17 protein-coding genes are annotated in these 15209 nt (G+C 66.6%); 14 read left to right on the forward strand and 3 right to left on the reverse strand.

Going from position 1 to position 15209, the window contains the following annotated elements:
• Positions 1 to 153 precede the first annotated feature (153 nt).
• Together HZ321_RS17595 and HZ321_RS17600 are read left to right on the forward strand one after the other, a co-directional pair.
• Positions 154 to 993, forward strand: a complete 840-nt coding sequence (locus tag HZ321_RS17595; protein ID WP_181703699.1) for a TIGR02587 family membrane protein — start codon at positions 154 to 156, stop codon at positions 991 to 993.
• On the forward strand, positions 990 to 1409 hold the full coding sequence (locus tag HZ321_RS17600; protein WP_181703700.1) for a hypothetical protein: 420 nt from the start codon (positions 990 to 992) through the stop codon (positions 1407 to 1409). Before HZ321_RS17595 ends, HZ321_RS17600 begins: the two co-directional genes overlap by 4 nt.
• Before the next feature lie 51 nt (positions 1410 to 1460).
• Here HZ321_RS17600 and tyrS read toward each other — a convergent pair whose 3' ends face one another.
• The gene (gene tyrS, locus HZ321_RS17605) at positions 1461 to 2714 is read right to left on the reverse strand and encodes a tyrosine--tRNA ligase (protein ID WP_181703701.1); all 1254 of its coding nucleotides are present in this window, start codon (positions 2712 to 2714) and stop codon (positions 1461 to 1463) included.
• Between the two features lie 103 nt (positions 2715 to 2817).
• On the opposite strand from tyrS, the gene HZ321_RS17610 reads away from it, so the two are divergent.
• On the forward strand, positions 2818 to 3942 hold the full coding sequence (locus HZ321_RS17610) for an anhydro-N-acetylmuramic acid kinase (protein WP_244635961.1): 1125 nt from the start codon (positions 2818 to 2820) through the stop codon (positions 3940 to 3942).
• A 38-nt stretch (positions 3943 to 3980) separates the two neighbouring features.
• On the opposite strand, the gene HZ321_RS17615 is transcribed toward HZ321_RS17610, so the two are convergent.
• Positions 3981 to 4631 carry an alpha/beta hydrolase gene (locus HZ321_RS17615; RefSeq protein WP_181703702.1) on the reverse strand — a complete coding sequence of 217 codons (651 nt, stop codon included), beginning with the start codon at positions 4629 to 4631 and terminating at the stop codon, positions 3981 to 3983.
• 297 nt (positions 4632 to 4928) lie between these two features.
• Here HZ321_RS17615 and HZ321_RS17620 point away from each other — a divergent pair, with 297 nt between their 5' ends.
• From HZ321_RS17620 to HZ321_RS17665, 10 genes are all read left to right on the forward strand, one after another.
• The gene (locus HZ321_RS17620) at positions 4929 to 6104 is read left to right on the forward strand and encodes a cysteine desulfurase family protein (protein ID WP_181703703.1); all 1176 of its coding nucleotides are present in this window, start codon (positions 4929 to 4931) and stop codon (positions 6102 to 6104) included.
• Between the two features lie 59 nt (positions 6105 to 6163).
• The gene (gene sufB / locus HZ321_RS17625) at positions 6164 to 7639 is read left to right on the forward strand and encodes a Fe-S cluster assembly protein SufB (protein WP_181703704.1); all 1476 of its coding nucleotides are present in this window, start codon (positions 6164 to 6166) and stop codon (positions 7637 to 7639) included.
• A 101-nt stretch (positions 7640 to 7740) separates the two neighbouring features.
• Entirely contained in the window at positions 7741 to 8490 is a 750-nt protein-coding gene (gene sufC / locus HZ321_RS17630; protein ID WP_181703705.1) for a Fe-S cluster assembly ATPase SufC, read from the forward strand.
• Positions 8491 to 8506: 16 nt separating this feature from the next.
• On the forward strand, positions 8507 to 9835 hold the full coding sequence (gene sufD, locus HZ321_RS17635) for a Fe-S cluster assembly protein SufD (protein ID WP_181703706.1): 1329 nt from the start codon (positions 8507 to 8509) through the stop codon (positions 9833 to 9835).
• A 42-nt stretch (positions 9836 to 9877) separates the two neighbouring features.
• Complete coding sequence (locus HZ321_RS17640; protein WP_181703707.1) at positions 9878 to 11113, forward strand: cysteine desulfurase; 1236 nt, start codon at positions 9878 to 9880, stop codon at positions 11111 to 11113.
• 5 nt (positions 11114 to 11118) lie between these two features.
• Entirely contained in the window at positions 11119 to 11496 is a 378-nt protein-coding gene (locus HZ321_RS17645; protein WP_181703708.1) for an SUF system Fe-S cluster assembly protein, read from the forward strand.
• Between the two features lie 105 nt (positions 11497 to 11601).
• On the forward strand, positions 11602 to 11973 hold the full coding sequence (gene sufA / locus HZ321_RS17650) for a Fe-S cluster assembly scaffold SufA (RefSeq protein WP_181703709.1): 372 nt from the start codon (positions 11602 to 11604) through the stop codon (positions 11971 to 11973).
• A gap of 4 nt (positions 11974 to 11977) precedes the next feature.
• The gene (locus HZ321_RS17655) at positions 11978 to 12430 is read left to right on the forward strand and encodes a hypothetical protein (protein ID WP_181703710.1); all 453 of its coding nucleotides are present in this window, start codon (positions 11978 to 11980) and stop codon (positions 12428 to 12430) included.
• Positions 12431 to 12433: 3 nt separating this feature from the next.
• Positions 12434 to 13099 (forward strand): thiaminase II, encoded by a 666-nt coding sequence (tenA, locus tag HZ321_RS17660; RefSeq protein ID WP_181703711.1) that lies wholly within the window; start codon positions 12434 to 12436, stop codon positions 13097 to 13099.
• A gap of 41 nt (positions 13100 to 13140) precedes the next feature.
• Positions 13141 to 13503 carry a TfoX/Sxy family protein gene (locus HZ321_RS17665; protein ID WP_181703712.1) on the forward strand — a complete coding sequence of 121 codons (363 nt, stop codon included), beginning with the start codon at positions 13141 to 13143 and terminating at the stop codon, positions 13501 to 13503.
• Positions 13504 to 13603: 100 nt separating this feature from the next.
• Here the strand turns inward: HZ321_RS17665 and HZ321_RS17670 are convergent, their stop codons facing one another.
• A complete protein-coding gene (locus tag HZ321_RS17670; protein ID WP_181703713.1) occupies positions 13604 to 14674 on the reverse strand; it encodes a GGDEF domain-containing protein in 1071 nt (356 codons plus the stop codon).
• A gap of 230 nt (positions 14675 to 14904) precedes the next feature.
• Between HZ321_RS17670 and HZ321_RS17675 the strand changes: the two genes are divergently transcribed.
• Positions 14905 to 15209: hypothetical protein (locus tag HZ321_RS17675; protein ID WP_181703714.1), on the forward strand; the 305-nt coding region annotated here is incomplete at its 3' end.

The following is a 15209-nucleotide window of genomic DNA, read 5'->3' on the forward strand; positions in this document are numbered from 1 at the left end:
GGAAAAAGGAAAGTTGTTCCCGGATCAGGTCGCTAACGGGGGGCGACGATGCGGCCTTTCTGAAATCCCCGTGGACCAGCCGTGACAAGACAAGGAGCGATGAAACGGAAGCAGAGGCTTCGGCGTTACCCGGGCTCGATCGGGGACCAACACATGCCGAATGCCGCCGAACGGGAGATCCGCCGGCCTGCCACGCGCGACTTCGTGGTGGGGCTCGGCCGTGCTTTCGCGGGCGCCGTGATCTTCTCCATACCCATCCTGATGACGATGGAGATGTGGTGGCTTGGGTTCGTCATGGATCCACTCCGGCTCGGGTTGCTGATCCTGCTGACGCTGCCATTGCTGGTCCGGCTCTCCCGCTACGAGGGTTTTCGCGAGACCGCCTCGCTCACCGACGACATCGCAGATGCCTTTGTCGCAATGCTGGTGGCTTTCGTCGCTTTCCTCGCCATCCTTTGGGTGCTCGGCGTGTTCGACACCGGCATGCCTGTCTCCGAGATCATCGCAAAGACGGCGGTGCAGATGGTGCCCGGCTCGATCGGCGCGATGCTGGCGCAGAACCAGCTCGGCGGCGGCGACGCTCCGCGGCGCAAACCGGACGAGACCTATTCCGGCGAGATCTTCCTGATGATCGTCGGGGCGCTGTTCCTGTCCTTCAGCGTCGCGCCCACCGAGGAGGTGGTGCTGATCGCCTACCGGCTCACGGCGCTGCAGGAACTCGCGCTTTTGGGTGCGTCGCTCGCCCTGATGCACGCCTTCGTCTACGCCCTGGAATTCTCCGGTAGTGCGGAACGGCGGCCGGGTGAGTCGTTCCTCCACACCTTCCTGCGCTTCACCGTCGTCGGCTACGCCCTGGTGTTCCTGGTCAGCCTGTTCGTCCTCTGGTGCTTCGGCCGGATGGACGGGATCGGGCTGGAGGAGATCCTCAGCACCGGCGTGGTGCTGTCCTTTCCCGGCGCCATCGGCGCCTCGGTCGCGAGGTTGATCCTGTGAGACAGGACGAAGAAGCAGATCAGGACGAAACACCGTCCGTCACCGGCACATCGACGCTGGAATGGATCGTCGCCGGCGTGGGCGTCGTGCTGGTCGCCTCGCTGGTCGTCTTCCTGGCGCTCCAGGCGTTCACCCAGGCGGAGGGCCCGCCGGTGATCGTGCTGGAGCCCGTCGGCATCGAGAAGGTCGGCGACCATTGGCACGTCGAAGTCCGCGTCCGCAACGACGGCTTCAGCACGGCGGCGGCGCTCGACATCGCCGGAGAGCTCAAGGACGGGGAGGAGACCGTCGGCGAAGCGACCGCCACTCTCGACTACCTGCCGCGACATTCGGAGCGGAAGGCTGGGCTGTTCTTCAACCAGGACCCGGGCGCTTATCGGCTGGAGCTGCATGCGCGTGGCTACGTGGAGCCTTGACACGAAAAGGCCCGCCGAAGCGGGCCTTCGATCTCGGGTCGGCCGGTCTCGTTACACCGGCTTCAGCAGCACGTGCTTCTTGCGGCCGAGCGACAGCTTGATCGCGCCCGTTTCGTTGAGGTCGCCAAGGCCCAGCGTGCGCTTGACGTCGGTCAGCGTCGCGTCGTTGACCTTCAGGCCGCCGCCGTCGGCGGACCGCCGGGCCTCGCCGTTCGATCCGGCCAGCCCCGCCCGGACGAACGCGGCGAGCACGCCGAGGCCTGCCTCCAATTCGCTCCGCGGGATCTCTACCGTCGGCAGGTCCGCGGACAGCGCACCTTCCTCGAAGGTCTTGCGCGCCGTCTCGGCGGCGGCCACGGCGGCGTCGCGGCCGTGCAGCAGGGCGGTTACCTCCGTCGCGAGGATCTTTTTGGCCTCGTTGACCTCCGACCCGCCGAGGGCGGCGAGGCGGGCGATCTCGGGCATCGGCAGCGTGGTGTAGAGCTTCAGAAAGCGGGCGACGTCCGCGTCCTCAGTATTGCGCCAGTACTGCCAGAACTCGTAGGGGCTGAGGAGGTCGGCATTGAGCCACACGGCGCCCGAGGCCGTCTTGCCCATCTTGGCGCCCGACGAGGTGGTCAGCAGCGGCGAGGTGAGCGCGAACAACTGCGGCGTGCCCATCTTGTGGCCGAGGTCGATGCCGTTGACGATGTTGCCCCACTGGTCGGAGCCGCCCATCTGCAGCACCGTTCCGGTGCGCCGGTTCAGCTCCACGAAATCGTAGCCCTGGAGGATCATGTAGTTGAATTCCAGGAAGCTCAGCGACTGCTCGCGGTCGAGTCGGAGCTTCACGCTGTCGAACGACAGCATGCGGTTGACCGAGAAGTGCCGGCCGACGTCGCGCAGGAATTCCAGGTAGTTGAGCTTGGTCAGCCAGTCGGCGTTGTTGATCATCATCGCGCCGGTCGGGCCGTCGCCGTAGGCGAGGTAACGGTCGAAAACCTTCTGGATGCCGGCGATGTTGGCGTCGATGTCGGCGGGCGTCAGCAGCTTGCGCGCCTCGTCCTTGAACGAGGGATCGCCGATCAGCGAGGTCCCGCCGCCCATCAGCGAGATCGGGCGGTGACCGGTCTGCTGCATCCAGTGCAGCATCATGATCTGGATCAGCGAACCGACGTGAAGGCTGGTGGCCGTCGCGTCGAAGCCGATATAGCCGGTGATGGGACCCTTCACGCACGCCGCGTCGAGACCCTCGGGGTCCGAGATCTGGTGAATGAAGCCGCGCTCGTCGAGCGTGCGCAGGAAGTCCGACTTGAACCCGGTCATGATACCTTTCCCTGGGGCTTGGCTCCGGCTGGCCCGGCGCCGAGGCGTGTGCTTAGCAGAGATCGACGGGTGATTCACCCGGTGTTTGCGGGAGGGCGGCGGCATGCCGGGCGGCGAAATGCGATGGGCGCTGGGCCTGATGAGCGGCACCTCCATGGACGGGGTGGACGCCGCGCTGATCCGCACCGACGGGGAGGGTATCGAGGCCTTCGGGCCGGTGCTGTTCCTGCCCTATACCGACGCGGAACGGGCCGTCCTGCGCCAGGCGCTTGCCGATGCCGTGGGGATCACCGACCGGACCGAGCGGCCCGGCGCGGTTGACGAGGCCGAGCGGATCATCACCGACCGGCACGTCGAGGCGGTCCGCAGCCTTGCCGAGCGTGCGGCCGCAGACGACATCAACGTCGACGTCGTCGGCTTCCACGGCCAGACCGTCTTCCACGCGCCCGACCGTAAGCTCACCGTCCAGATCGGCGATGCCGCAGCGCTCGCCCGCCTCTCCGGCTTCCCCGTCGTGCATGACTTCCGCGCGGCGGACGTGGCGGCGGGCGGGCAGGGCGCGCCGCTGGTGCCGGTCTTCCACCGGGCGCTGGCGGCAAAGGCCGGGCTCGGGCTTCCCGCGGCGATCCTCAACATCGGCGGCGTCGCCAACGTCACGATCATCGGCCGCGACGGTTCGCTCTGCGCCTTCGATACCGGGCCGGGCAACGCGCTGATCGACGACCTCGTCCGCGAGAAAACCGGCGCCCGCTTCGACCGAGACGGCGCTTTCGCGGCGCTCGGGACGGTGGAGGAGAAACTTGTTGCCGAGCTGGTCAGTTCACCCTACTTCTCAGACAATCCACCGAAATCACTGGATCGAAACGCATTCTCCTCGAACGCTGTCCGTGGATTGCCGTTCGAGGACGCCGTTGCGACCCTGACCGCCTTTACGGCTGAAGCCGTCGCGATCGGCCTTCGGCACACGGACGAGCCCATCGGATCGATCGTGGTGGCCGGCGGCGGCGCGCACAACGCGACCTTGCTCCAGATGATCGGGTCGCGCACCAACGCCGCCGTCCTCCCGGCCCACGAGATCGGTCTCGACGGAGATTTCCTGGAGGCCCAAGCTTTCGGCTACCTCGCCGTGCGGCGGCTCAGAGGCCTGCCGGGGAGCTATCCGGGAACGACGGGCGTGCAGGAACCGGTGGTCGCCGGTGAGGTGGTGGGAGCCGAGGGGCGAGGGTAGCGTTCCTCATCCCTCGGGGCAGCGAGCGGCCTGCTCCCTCACGCCTCGGCCATGGCCAGGCGCTTGTCGAGGTATGCGGCGCAGTCGTCGATCAGTTCGTCGACCTTGTTCTCGAAGAAGTGGTTGGCGCCTTCGATGATCTTCTGGTCGATGACGATGCCCTTCTGCATCTTCAGCTTGTCGACCAGCGTCTGCACGTCCTTCTGCGGGGCCACCTTGTCCACGTCGCCGTGGATGATCAGGCCGGAGGAGGGGCAGGGTGCCAGGAACGAGAAGTCGTGCAGGTTGGCCGGGGGCGCGATCGAGATGAAGCCCTCGATCTCCGGGCGGCGCATCAGCAGCTGCATGCCGATCCAGGCGCCGAAGGAGAAGCCGGCCACCCAGCAGGACTTGGCGTCCGGGTGGATGGTCTGTACCCAGTCGAGCGCAGAGGCGGCATCGGAGAGTTCTCCAGCGCCGTGGTCGAACTGGCCCTGGCTGCGGCCGACGCCGCGGAAGTTGAAGCGGAGCACGGCGAAGCCGCGGTCCTTGAACATGTAGAACAGGCGATAGATCACCTGGTTGTTCATGGTGCCGCCGAACTGCGGATGCGGGTGCAGGATCATCGCGATCGGGGCGTTGCGGCCCTTGGCAGGCTGGAATCGGCCCTCGATGCGGCCGGCGGGTCCGTTGAAGATCACTTCAGGCATCGGTCGCTTCGGACTCTCTGTCTTGTGCCGTATGGATGCGGAGCCGATGCGCTTTCGACGGCGAAGTCAGGGCAAACCCGTAGCCCGCGGCTTGACGCCGGGGCGGGCTCCCCCTAAAACTTCTTTAGAACCGTTCGAAACTGCGAGCCATCGGTCATTCCGCCTGAGGCGAATGCACTGGACTGCGCGGGCCTCGGACGTCAAGAAAAATCGCACGCAGACAGCTTGATCGCCGTAGCGCCCGTGCCTTTCGGCACCGCCTCATCACGGCGAACCACCGACGAAGGACCCGACCTGATGGGCGCGGATCGCGTCTACCTCGACTGGAACGCCGGCGCGCCCCTCAGGGCGGAAGTCGCCGCGCGTCTGGTCGAGGCGATGGGGCGAGCCGGCAATGCGTCGTCTGTCCATGCCGAGGGGCGGGCTGCGCGCGCGCTGGTGGAGGCGGCCCGGCGGCAAGTGGCAGCGCTCGTCGGCGGCGACCCGCGCTTCGTCACCTTCACGAGCGGTGGCACCGAGGCAGCGGTCACGGTGCTAACGCCGCAGTGGACCTTCGGCGGCAAGCCGCTCGCCTTCGACCGGCTGCTGGTCTCGGCGGTGGAGCACCCCTGCGTGGCGCGGGGCGGCCGCTTTCCCGCCGAAAGGGTCGAGACGATTCCCGTCGACGGCGACGGACTTGTCGACCTTGCAGCCCTCGACGCACGCCTCGCCGAGCTCGCGGCCTCGGGCCAGCGGGCGCTCGTGTCTGTGATGTTCGCCAACAACGAGACCGGCGCGATCCAGCCGGTCGCCGACGTGTCGCGGATCGCGCACGGCCACGGCGCGCTGGTCCACACGGATGTGGTCCAGGCCGTTGGTCGCATCCCGGTTTCGATTGCTGATCTCGGCGTCGACGTGCTGACGCTGTCGGCGCACAAGATCGGCGGGCCGCAGGGCGCCGGGGCGATCGTCCGGGCGACGGACCTGTTCGCTTTCCAGCCGCTGCTGATCGGCGGCGGGCAGGAGTCGCACGGCCGGGCGGGAACCGAAAACGTCTGGGCGATCCACGGCTTCGGCCTTGCGGCGGAGGCTGCCGGACACGATCTGAAGGATGTCGATGCAGTCCGCGCGCGGCGCGACCGGATCGAGGCCTTCGTCCGCTCGGCGGCGCCGGCGGCGATGCTCTTCGCGAGCGGCGTCACGCGCGTGCCCAACACCGTGGCTTTCGCGGTGCCGGGGCTTTCCGCGGAGACGGCACTGATCGCCTTGGACCTTTCCGGCGTATCAGTATCGTCGGGTTCGGCCTGCTCCAGCGGCAAGGTCGGGGCGAGCCCGGTGCTGACCGCGATGGGCGTCGCGCCGGATCTCCTGAAGGGCGCTCTCAGGGTGAGCATCGGGCCGACGACGAGCGACGACGACGTGGTGCGCTTCATCGAGGTCTTCGGAAAAGTCCTCGCAGACCTGACGAAACGTCAGGGGACGCGCGCCGCCTGAACGCATATAGAAACCCACGTTTTCCCACGGTCCTTGAAACCGCGTGGATGGAGTGAGACATGCCTGCAGTCCAGGAAACGATCGAACAGGTGTCGGCGATCGACGTCGACAAGTACAAGTACGGCTTCTTCACGGAGATCGAGTCCGACCTCGCCCCCAAGGGCCTGGACGAAAGCACCGTCCGGTTCATCTCCGCCAAGAAGAACGAGCCGGAGTGGCTCTTGGAATGGCGGCTGGAGGCTTTTCGCCGCTGGCAGACCATGACCGAGCCGACTTGGGCGCGGGTGCACTATCCCAAGATCGACTTCCAGGACCTCTACTACTACGCCGCGCCGAAGAAGACCGCCGGGCCGAAGAGCCTGGACGAGGTCGATCCGGAGCTGCTGCGCACCTACGAGAAGCTCGGCATCCCGCTGAAGGAGCAGGAGCTGCTCGCCGGCGTCGTGTCCGACAAGCCGCGCGTGGCGGTCGACGCGGTGTTCGACAGCGTGTCGGTGGTGACGACCTTTAAGAAGGAGCTCGCCAAGCACGGAGTGATCTTCTGCTCGATCTCCGAAGCGGTGCGCGAGCACCCGGAGCTGGTGAAGAAGTATCTCGGTTCGGTGGTCCCGACGACCGACAACTACTACGCCACGCTGAACAGCGCCGTGTTCTCCGACGGATCCTTCGTCTACATCCCCAAGGGCGTGCGCTGCCCGATGGAGCTGTCGACCTACTTCCGAATCAACGAGAAGAACACCGGCCAGTTCGAGCGGACGCTGATCATCGCCGACGAGGGCTCCTACGTCAGCTATCTGGAAGGCTGCACGGCGCCGACCCGCGACGAGAACCAGCTGCATGCCGCGGTGGTCGAGCTGGTCGCGCTGGATGATGCGGAGATCAAGTACTCCACCGTCCAGAACTGGTACCCCGGCGACGCCGAGGGCAAGGGCGGCATCTACAACTTCGTGACCAAGCGCGGCGACTGCCGTGGCCGGAACTCGAAGATCTCGTGGACGCAGGTCGAGACCGGCTCGGCGATCACCTGGAAGTACCCGAGCTGCATTCTCCGTGGCGACAACTCGCGCGGCGAGTTCTACTCGATCGCCATCTCGAACGGCCGCCAGCAGGTCGACTCGGGCACCAAGATGATCCACCTCGGCAAGAACACGACGTCGAAGATCATCTCCAAGGCGATCTCGGCCGGGCGCTCGGACTCGACCTACCGCGGCCTCGTGTCGATCGGGCGGAAGGCGTCCAACGCGCGCAACTTCACCAACTGCGACTCGCTCCTGATCGGCAACAAGTGCGGCGCGCACACGGTGCCCTACATCGAGAGCAAGAACGCTTCGGCTGTCGTGGAGCACGAGGCGACCACCTCGAAGATTTCCGACGACCAGATGTTCTACTGCCTGTCGCGCGGGCTCGACGAGGAGGAGGCGATCGCCCTGATCGTCAACGGCTTCGTCCGCGACGTGCTGCAGCAGCTGCCGATGGAGTTCATGGTCGAGACCCAGAAGCTGATCAGCATCAGCCTGGAAGGCTCGGTCGGCTGACCCCTCGCGGCCTCCCGCGCGGAGGCCGCCACCCCGCTTTCACCGAAGGACACACCGCCTCCGCCGTTGCGTCGAGGCGCTCGAAACGAAGGACCTGACCCATGCTCGAAATCCGCAACCTGCATGCCCGCATCGGCGACCGCGAGATCCTGCGCGGCATCGACCTCGTCGTGAAGCCCGGCGAGGTGCACGCCATCATGGGGCCGAACGGCTCCGGCAAGTCGACGCTCTCCTATATCCTCGCCGGCAAGGACGACTACGAGGTCACCGAGGGCGACATCCTGTTCAATGGCGAGTCGATCCTGGAGATGGAGCCGAACGAGCGCGCGACGGCGGGCCTGTTCTTGGCCTTCCAGTATCCGATCGAGATTCCGGGCGTCGCCTCGATGACGTTCCTGCGCGCCGCGCTCAACGCCAAGCGCAAGGCGAACGGAGAAGCGGAGATCACCACGCCGGAGTTCATGCGGGTCGTGAAGGAGGCCTCGGCCAAGCTCAACATCTCCCCGGACATGCTGAAGCGCCCGGTCAACGTCGGCTTCTCCGGCGGCGAGAAGAAGCGCAACGAGGTGCTGCAGATGGCGCTCCTGGAGCCCAAGGTGGCGATCCTCGACGAGACCGATTCAGGCCTCGACATCGACGCGCTCAAGGTCGTCGCCGAGGGCGTCAACGCGCTCCGTTCGCCGGACCGCGCCTTCGTGGTGATCACCCACTATCAGCGCCTGCTCGACCACATCGTGCCCGACATCGTGCACGTCCTCTCGGCGGGCCGGATCGTGCAGACCGGTGGCAAGGAGCTGGCCTTCGACCTGGAGAAGAACGGCTACGCGGCCTACGTCTCGGACGCGGCGTGAGGGAGAGATGACGGACATGGTCAGCCCCACACCCCTGCGCACCCCGGCCGAGGATACGCTCCTGAGGCGCTTCCCGGCCGAGAAGGCCGCGCTGCCCGGCAACGACACCGTGAGGTCGCTGCGTGACGAGGCCTTCGCGGGCTTCGCCGCGGCCGGCCTGCCGCACCGCCGGGTGGAAGCCTGGAAGTACACGGACCTGCGCGCCAACGTGCGGGCCATCGCCCCCGCCGCGCCGGCCGCCGACATCGCCCGCGTCGGGGCGCTTCCTTCCGCCGTTCCGGGCGACAACGCCCGCCGGCTGGTGGTGGCCAACGGCCGCTTCGTGCCGGAGCTCTCCGACGTCGCCGAGCTTCCCGCCGGCGTGACGGTCGGTTCGTTGGCCGACGCGCTCGCCAGTGGCGATCCGCTCGTGCTCGGCGCGCTTTCCAAGGTCCCGCAGGCCGAAGAGAACGTCGCGGTCCAGCTCAACGCCGCCTTCATGACGGACGGCGTGGTGATCCTCGTCGCCGACGGCCTCAGCCTCGACCGGCCGATCGAGATCGCGCACATCGCCGACGGCGAGACGGCTGTGTCAACCCACGTCCGCAACGTCGTGATCGCCGGGGCAGGGGCTAACCTCACGGTCATCGAGACCATCGAGTCGGTTTTCCGGGCCGCGCACCAGTCCAACATCGTCACCGACATCGTCGTCGGAGACGAGGCGCACGTCGACCACATCCGCCTGCAGCTGGAACCGGACGACGCGCTCAGCCTCACGGCTGTGACCGCCACGATCGGCGCCAAGGCGCGGTTCGAGACCTTCAACGCGGTCCTTGGCGCGGGCCTTGCCCGGGCGCAGGTGTTCGCGCGCTTCGCCGGCCGCGAGGCCGTCGGCGGTTTCCGTGGCGCCACGCTGCTTTCCGGCCGCCGCCATGCCGACACCACGCTGGTGCTTACGCACGACGCGGAGGCGTGCGAAAGCCGCGAGCTCTACAAGGCGGTGATCGACGACGAGGCGAAGTCGGTGTTCCAGGGCCGCATCAACGTGCCGGCCCACGCGCAGAAGACCGACGCGCGGATGATGACGGCCTCGCTGCTCCTGTCGGAGGGCGCGGAAGCCAACGCCAAGCCGGAGCTGGAGATCTTCGCCGACGACGTCCAGTGCGGCCACGGCGCCACCTGCGGCGCGCTCGACGACGACCTCCTCTTCTACATGCTCGCCCGCGGCATCCCGAAGGCCGAAGCCGAGAAGATGCTGATCCTCGCCTACCTCGGCGAAGCGATCGACGAGGTGGAGAACGAGGCCGTGCGCGAAACGCTGATCCATCGCGTGGAGGATTGGCTGGCCCGCAGGGTGGCGGGCTAGTACCTGAACCGAAGCGGGTGCACTGCTTTATCGGAAGGTGTCATGAATACTCACGCCCAGCCCTACGACGTCGAGGCGATCCGGCGGGATTTTCCGATCCTGTCGAAGACCGTCTACGGCAAGCCGCTGGTCTACCTGGACAACGGCGCCTCCGCGCAGAAACCCCGGGCCGTGCTGGACCGCATCATGACGGCCTACACGGAGGAATACGCCAACGTCCACCGCGGGCTGCACTTCCTCTCCAACGCGGCCACCGAGGCCTATGAGGAGGCACGGGAGATCGTCCGCGGCTTCCTCAACGCGCCGTCCGTCGACCAGGTGATCTTCACCCGGTCCTCTACCGAGGCGATCAACCTCGTGGCAGCCAGCTACGGCGGGCTGGTGTTGAAGCCGGGCGACGAGGTGGTGCTCTCCATCCTGGAGCATCATTCCAACATCGTGCCGTGGAACTTCCACCGGGAGAAGAACGGCGTCGTCATCAAGTGGGCTCCGGTCCACGAGGACGGCGCGTTCGACCTGGAGGCGTTCGAGAAGCTGATCACGCCGCGGACGAAGATCGTCGCGATCACACACATGTCGAACGTCACCGGCACGGTCGTGCCGATCAAGGAGGTGGCGCGGATCGCCCACGCCCACGGGGCGGTGGTGATGGTCGACGGCTCGCAGAGCGCCGTCCACCTGCCGGTCGACGTTCAGGACCTCGACGCCGACTTCTTCGTCTTCACCGGCCACAAGGTCTACGGGCCGACGGGCATAGGCGTGCTCTACGGCAAGAAGCACCTCCTTGAGGCGATGCCGCCGTGGCAGGGCGGCGGCGAGATGATCCGCGAGGTGACGGAGGACTTCGTCACCTACAACGAGCCGCCGCACCGCTTCGAGGCCGGCACGCCGCCGATCGTCCAGGCGATCGGGCTCGGCGCAGCGCTCCGCTACATGGAAAGCATCGGCCGCGACCGCATCCTCGCGCACGAGAACGCGCTGCGCGACTACGCGATGGAGCGGCTCGGACAGCTCAACTCGATCCGCATCTTCGGCACGACGAAGGAGAAGGGCGCCATCGTCGCCTTCGAGATGAAAGGCGCCCACGCCCACGACGTCGCGACCGTCATCGACCGCTATGGCGTGGCGGTTCGGGCCGGCACCCATTGCGCGATGCCCCTCCTCGCCCGATATGGGGTAACGTCGACCTGCCGCGCATCTTTCGCGCTCTACAACACCAAGGCCGAGGTGGACACGCTCGTCGATGCGCTGACCCGCGCCGAGACGATGTTCGGATAGGAACCATGAACGACACCGCATCCACCATCCCGAACGCGCCGGCCACCGCGGGCGGATCCGCGATTCCGCCGGACGAGCTCGCGCGGATCACCGACGACATCATCGCCGCACTTAAGACGGTGTACGACCCGGAGATCCCGTCCGACATCTACGAGCTCGGCCTCGTCTACAAGATCGACATCGACGACGACCGCTTCGTGAAGATCGACATGACGCTCACCGCGCCGGGCTGCCCGGTCGCCGGCGAGATGCCGGGCTGGGTGGAGAACGCGGTCGGCACGGTGCAAGGCATCAACGGCGTCGAGGTCGCCATGGTGTTCGACCCGCCGTGGACGCCCGACCGGATGAGCGAAGAGGCTCAGGTCGCGCTGAACTGGTATTGAGGATCGGCGGGCTTTCCACGACGGGAAGCTTCGTGTCAAAGTGTTGAGACCACTGGGTGTAAGATCCATCCGGCCTTGAACCGGATGCGTTTCAGGAGACCCGAAATGGCTATGGCAAGACGCAAGCTCGAGGTCATGTCCGTCACCACGGCGGCCGCCGAGCGCGTGCAGGAAATCTTGGAGAGCGCTGACGGGGAGGCGGTCGGCGTCCGCGTGGGCGTCAAGAACGGCGGCTGCGCCGGCATGAGCTACACCATGGAGCTCGCCCGCGAAACCCGTCCCTCCGACGAGCGCGTCGAAGCGCACGGCGTCACCGTCTTCATCGACCCCAAGGCCGTTCTGTTCCTGCTCGGCACCGAGATGGACTTCGAGCGCACCACGCTGAAGACCGGCTTCGTCTTCAAGAACCCGAACCAGGTCGGCGCCTGCGGTTGCGGGGAAAGCGTGAACCTCGTTCCCGCCCAAGCCACGGCCTGAGGCGATGGCGCGCCCGTTGTTCGGCGACAGGACCGTTCCCCGCACGCTGGCGCTCGCGGATTTCCAACTCGATGTGCTCGTCATCGAGGACGTCGATATCGACTACGAGGCGGTTACGGAGAGTACTGCCGACCTCGCCGGGCTGTTCGGTGGCGACTGGCCGGTCGGCCTGACTTTGCGGGAGAACCTCGTCGACCTCGGCTGGCACGAGCGCGAGTTCGGGCGCGGCACCAGCTTCGCCTGGGTCATCCGCGACTCCGACGGGCGATACTGTGGGTGCGCCTATCTGCGTGCCGGAGAGGACGACGAAATCCTCGCCCACTCGTGGTTCCGCTCCTCGTTCGACGATCTCGCCGCCATCGAAGCGTTCGACGCGGCGTGGCGTACCTTTGCCGGTTCGCTGTCCGATGCGCCTGTCGTCCACGCACGCCGCAGCCGTTTCCACCCGCTGGGATAGCCGATGCCCCTGATCGACCGTTTGATCGCGGCGAATGACGCCGACTGGCGCGCCTACACCCACCATGCCTTCGTTGAGGCCATGGCGGACGGTACGCTGCCAGCCCCGGCCTTCCGGCACTACCTGATCCAGGACTATCTCTTCCTCATCCAGTTCGCCCGAGCCTATGCGCTGGCCGTCTTCAAGGGGCGGAGCCTCTCCGACATGCGCGCCAGCCTGAAAGGTCTCTCCGCGATCCTCGACTTGGAGATGGATCTTCACGTGCGAACCTGCGCCGGCTGGGGGATCAGCGCCGCGGACCTGGAAGCGACGCCCGAGGACACGCCGACGACCGCCTACACCCGCTACGTCATCGACACCGGACTGCGAGGCGACCTCCTCGACCTCCACGTTGCGCTGGCGCCGTGCGTGATCGGCTATGCAGTGATCGCCGAGCGGCTCGCTGCCCGTCCCGGCGCGCTGGAGTCGTCCAATCCCTACGCCTTCTGGATCGGCGAGTACGCCGGCGAGGCCTACCGGGACGTCGCCCGGTCGGCGGCGGAAACGCTGGATGCGCTCGCCGGGGACGACCTGACGCCCCGCCGCTTCGAACAGCTCTCCGTCGTGTTCGGTCAGGCGACCCGGCTGGAAGCGGCGTTCTGGCAGATGGGGCTGGACTCGGCGCGCTGATTTGTTCATGCTCCGTTCCCTGCGGTCGCGGGGGAGATGGCATGCCGGCGCACGGATATCGCGAGTTTCTGGAAGAGCTGTTCGAACCGCTCGGCGGCGTCACGATCCGCCGGATGTTCGGCGGCCTCGGCATTCATCGCGACGGCATGATGGTCGCTCTATCGGCTGACGACGTGCTCTATCTCAAGGCGGACAGGGAGACGATCCCGTTGTTCGAGGCGGAGGGCTCAAGCCCGTTCAGCTACGACACGAAGACCGGCAGGCACACCATCACCAGCTATTGGCGGGCGCCCGAAAGGCTCTACGACGAGCCGGACGAGTTTCTTTCCTGGGCAAGGTCGGCCTGCGCCGCCGCCCTGCGGGCACAAGCGGCCAAGAGCGCCGGAAAGCGAAAGAAAGGGTGATCCGGATCCTGTCGCCGCATCGTGGGACGGCGATGTAGTCCGAACATGAAAACAACGGCGTTCAGCCGTTGCGGGCATGCCTGTGCGGCGATCGGGGCGATCAGGCCACTCGGCCCGTATCCTTGCGGCGCTCGGCGATTTCCAAGTCACGCTCGGTGCAGACCCGATTGCGGCCGGTGCGCTTGGCCAGATAGAGCGCGCTGTCCGCGCGCTCAATCACGCTCTGCACGGTGTCGCCGGCCTGCCAGGTCGAAACGCCGACGGAGATGGTGATGTAGCCGAGGTTTTCGCCGGTGGAGCGCTTCACCAGTTCCTTCGACATCACCGCGACGCGGATATGGTCGGCCACGGTGCGGGCGTGGTCGAGCGTGGTGCGCGGCAGGATGATGGCGAATTCCTCGCCGCCATAGCGGCACGCGATGTCCTGGCCCTTGACGTTCTGCTTCACGGCGAGACCGACGAGGCGGAGCACCTGGTCACCGGTTTGGTGGCCGAAGGTGTCGTTGAAGTTCTTGAAGTGGTCGATATCGGTGATCAGCAGCGAGAAGCTGTCGTTGGCTTCCTCCGCGTTCACCACCGCGCGCTCGATCGACTGATCGAAGTGCTTGCGGTTGGCCAGCGTGGTCAGTTCGTCGGTGAGGCTCTCGTAGCGGATCGCGTCCAGGCTCTGCTGCAAGTCGGCGATCTGCGAGCGGCTGTCGGCGAGCTGGGCTTCCAGCACGCGATTGGTGGCCTCGGTCTGGCGCGTCGCTTCGATCAGCTCCTTGGCGATCGAGACGACCTGCGCCCGTTCGGTGGCCTGGGCCAGCGAGTTGGTCGCGCCGTTCAAAGACTCGCAGTAGCGGGAGGTGGCGATGATGGTCTTCTCGACTGCGCCGACCACTTCGTTGATCTCGTCGGAGATCTTGCCGCCGACTTCCTCGATCCGGTCTCCCAGGCGCGAGGGCGCGAGAAACTGACCGTAGACGCCGTTCACTTCCTCCAGCGAGATCCGTCCGCGAGCGCGCAGGATGTCGTTCACGGCCTTGTTCAGGGCATGATTGAAGCCGGCGCAGTAGGTGTACCAGAGTTCGTAATTCCGGGGATATGCCGGAATTTCGTTACGGCGGAGCTGGCCCATGGCCGCCTCGCCGTATCCGATCGTCCGATGGAATTCCTCGGCCTGAGACATAGAACACCCACGAATGCGATAGCTCGTAGGTTGTAAATATAGCGGACCGGAGTGAACGTCAGGTTAAATCCCGAGGCAAACAGCCAAACATTGATTTATATTGCAAGTTTGCTATTTGCCAGACTATAGCTTTGAGCCGGGCCGGCCGAGATCTAGTGGTCCCGGCCTCCGCTGTCCTCTCAGGAGGCCGCTTTTACCACACGCACAGGTCGAAGCAGGAAAGCGGGCACGTGGTCGCCAAGGCCGACCACGGCGGGGCCGTCGTCCATGTCGCGGCGGCGCGGCATCCGATCACCGGCCCGGACGGGCTGACGGTCGTCGCGGCGGGGACGCTGCTCTTCGCGCGGGTGGCGGGGCTGATCGTCTCGTGCATGACGCGGCTGTTCGCGCGGCTCGCGCTCGGGCCGAGGCGCGCGACGTTCCTCCACGGCTTCGGCGGCAGGCTTCGGCGCGCGGGTTTCAGCGGCGGGGCGCGGCGCGCGCGGTTCGGCGGCGGGGCGAGGCGCACGCGGGGCGCGCGGCTCGGCGGCAGCCC

This window comes from Chthonobacter albigriseus, from assembly GCF_013839445.1.
Taxonomy (GTDB): domain Bacteria; phylum Pseudomonadota; class Alphaproteobacteria; order Rhizobiales; family Pleomorphomonadaceae; genus Chthonobacter; species Chthonobacter albigriseus.

Excerpts from the sequence above, each read along its gene's own strand:
- HZ321_RS17595 (WP_181703699.1), top strand. The coding sequence starts at position 154 with ATGCCGAATGCCGCCGAACGGGAGATCCGCCGGCCTGCCACGCGCGAC.
- tyrS (WP_181703701.1), bottom strand. The coding sequence starts at position 2,714 with ATGACCGGGTTCAAGTCGGACTTCCTGCGCACGCTCGACGAGCGCGGC.
- HZ321_RS17610 (WP_244635961.1), top strand. The coding sequence starts at position 2,818 with ATGCCGGGCGGCGAAATGCGATGGGCGCTGGGCCTGATGAGCGGCACC.
- HZ321_RS17615 (WP_181703702.1), bottom strand. The coding sequence starts at position 4,631 with ATGCCTGAAGTGATCTTCAACGGACCCGCCGGCCGCATCGAGGGCCGA.
- HZ321_RS17620 (WP_181703703.1), top strand. The coding sequence starts at position 4,929 with ATGGGCGCGGATCGCGTCTACCTCGACTGGAACGCCGGCGCGCCCCTC.
- sufB (WP_181703704.1), top strand. The coding sequence starts at position 6,164 with ATGCCTGCAGTCCAGGAAACGATCGAACAGGTGTCGGCGATCGACGTC.
- sufC (WP_181703705.1), top strand. The coding sequence starts at position 7,741 with ATGCTCGAAATCCGCAACCTGCATGCCCGCATCGGCGACCGCGAGATC.
- sufD (WP_181703706.1), top strand. The coding sequence starts at position 8,507 with ATGGTCAGCCCCACACCCCTGCGCACCCCGGCCGAGGATACGCTCCTG.
- HZ321_RS17640 (WP_181703707.1), top strand. The coding sequence starts at position 9,878 with ATGAATACTCACGCCCAGCCCTACGACGTCGAGGCGATCCGGCGGGAT.
- HZ321_RS17645 (WP_181703708.1), top strand. The coding sequence starts at position 11,119 with ATGAACGACACCGCATCCACCATCCCGAACGCGCCGGCCACCGCGGGC.
- sufA (WP_181703709.1), top strand. The coding sequence starts at position 11,602 with ATGGCTATGGCAAGACGCAAGCTCGAGGTCATGTCCGTCACCACGGCG.
- HZ321_RS17655 (WP_181703710.1), top strand. The coding sequence starts at position 11,978 with ATGGCGCGCCCGTTGTTCGGCGACAGGACCGTTCCCCGCACGCTGGCG.
- tenA (WP_181703711.1), top strand. The coding sequence starts at position 12,434 with ATGCCCCTGATCGACCGTTTGATCGCGGCGAATGACGCCGACTGGCGC.
- HZ321_RS17665 (WP_181703712.1), top strand. The coding sequence starts at position 13,141 with ATGCCGGCGCACGGATATCGCGAGTTTCTGGAAGAGCTGTTCGAACCG.
- HZ321_RS17670 (WP_181703713.1), bottom strand. The coding sequence starts at position 14,674 with ATGTCTCAGGCCGAGGAATTCCATCGGACGATCGGATACGGCGAGGCG.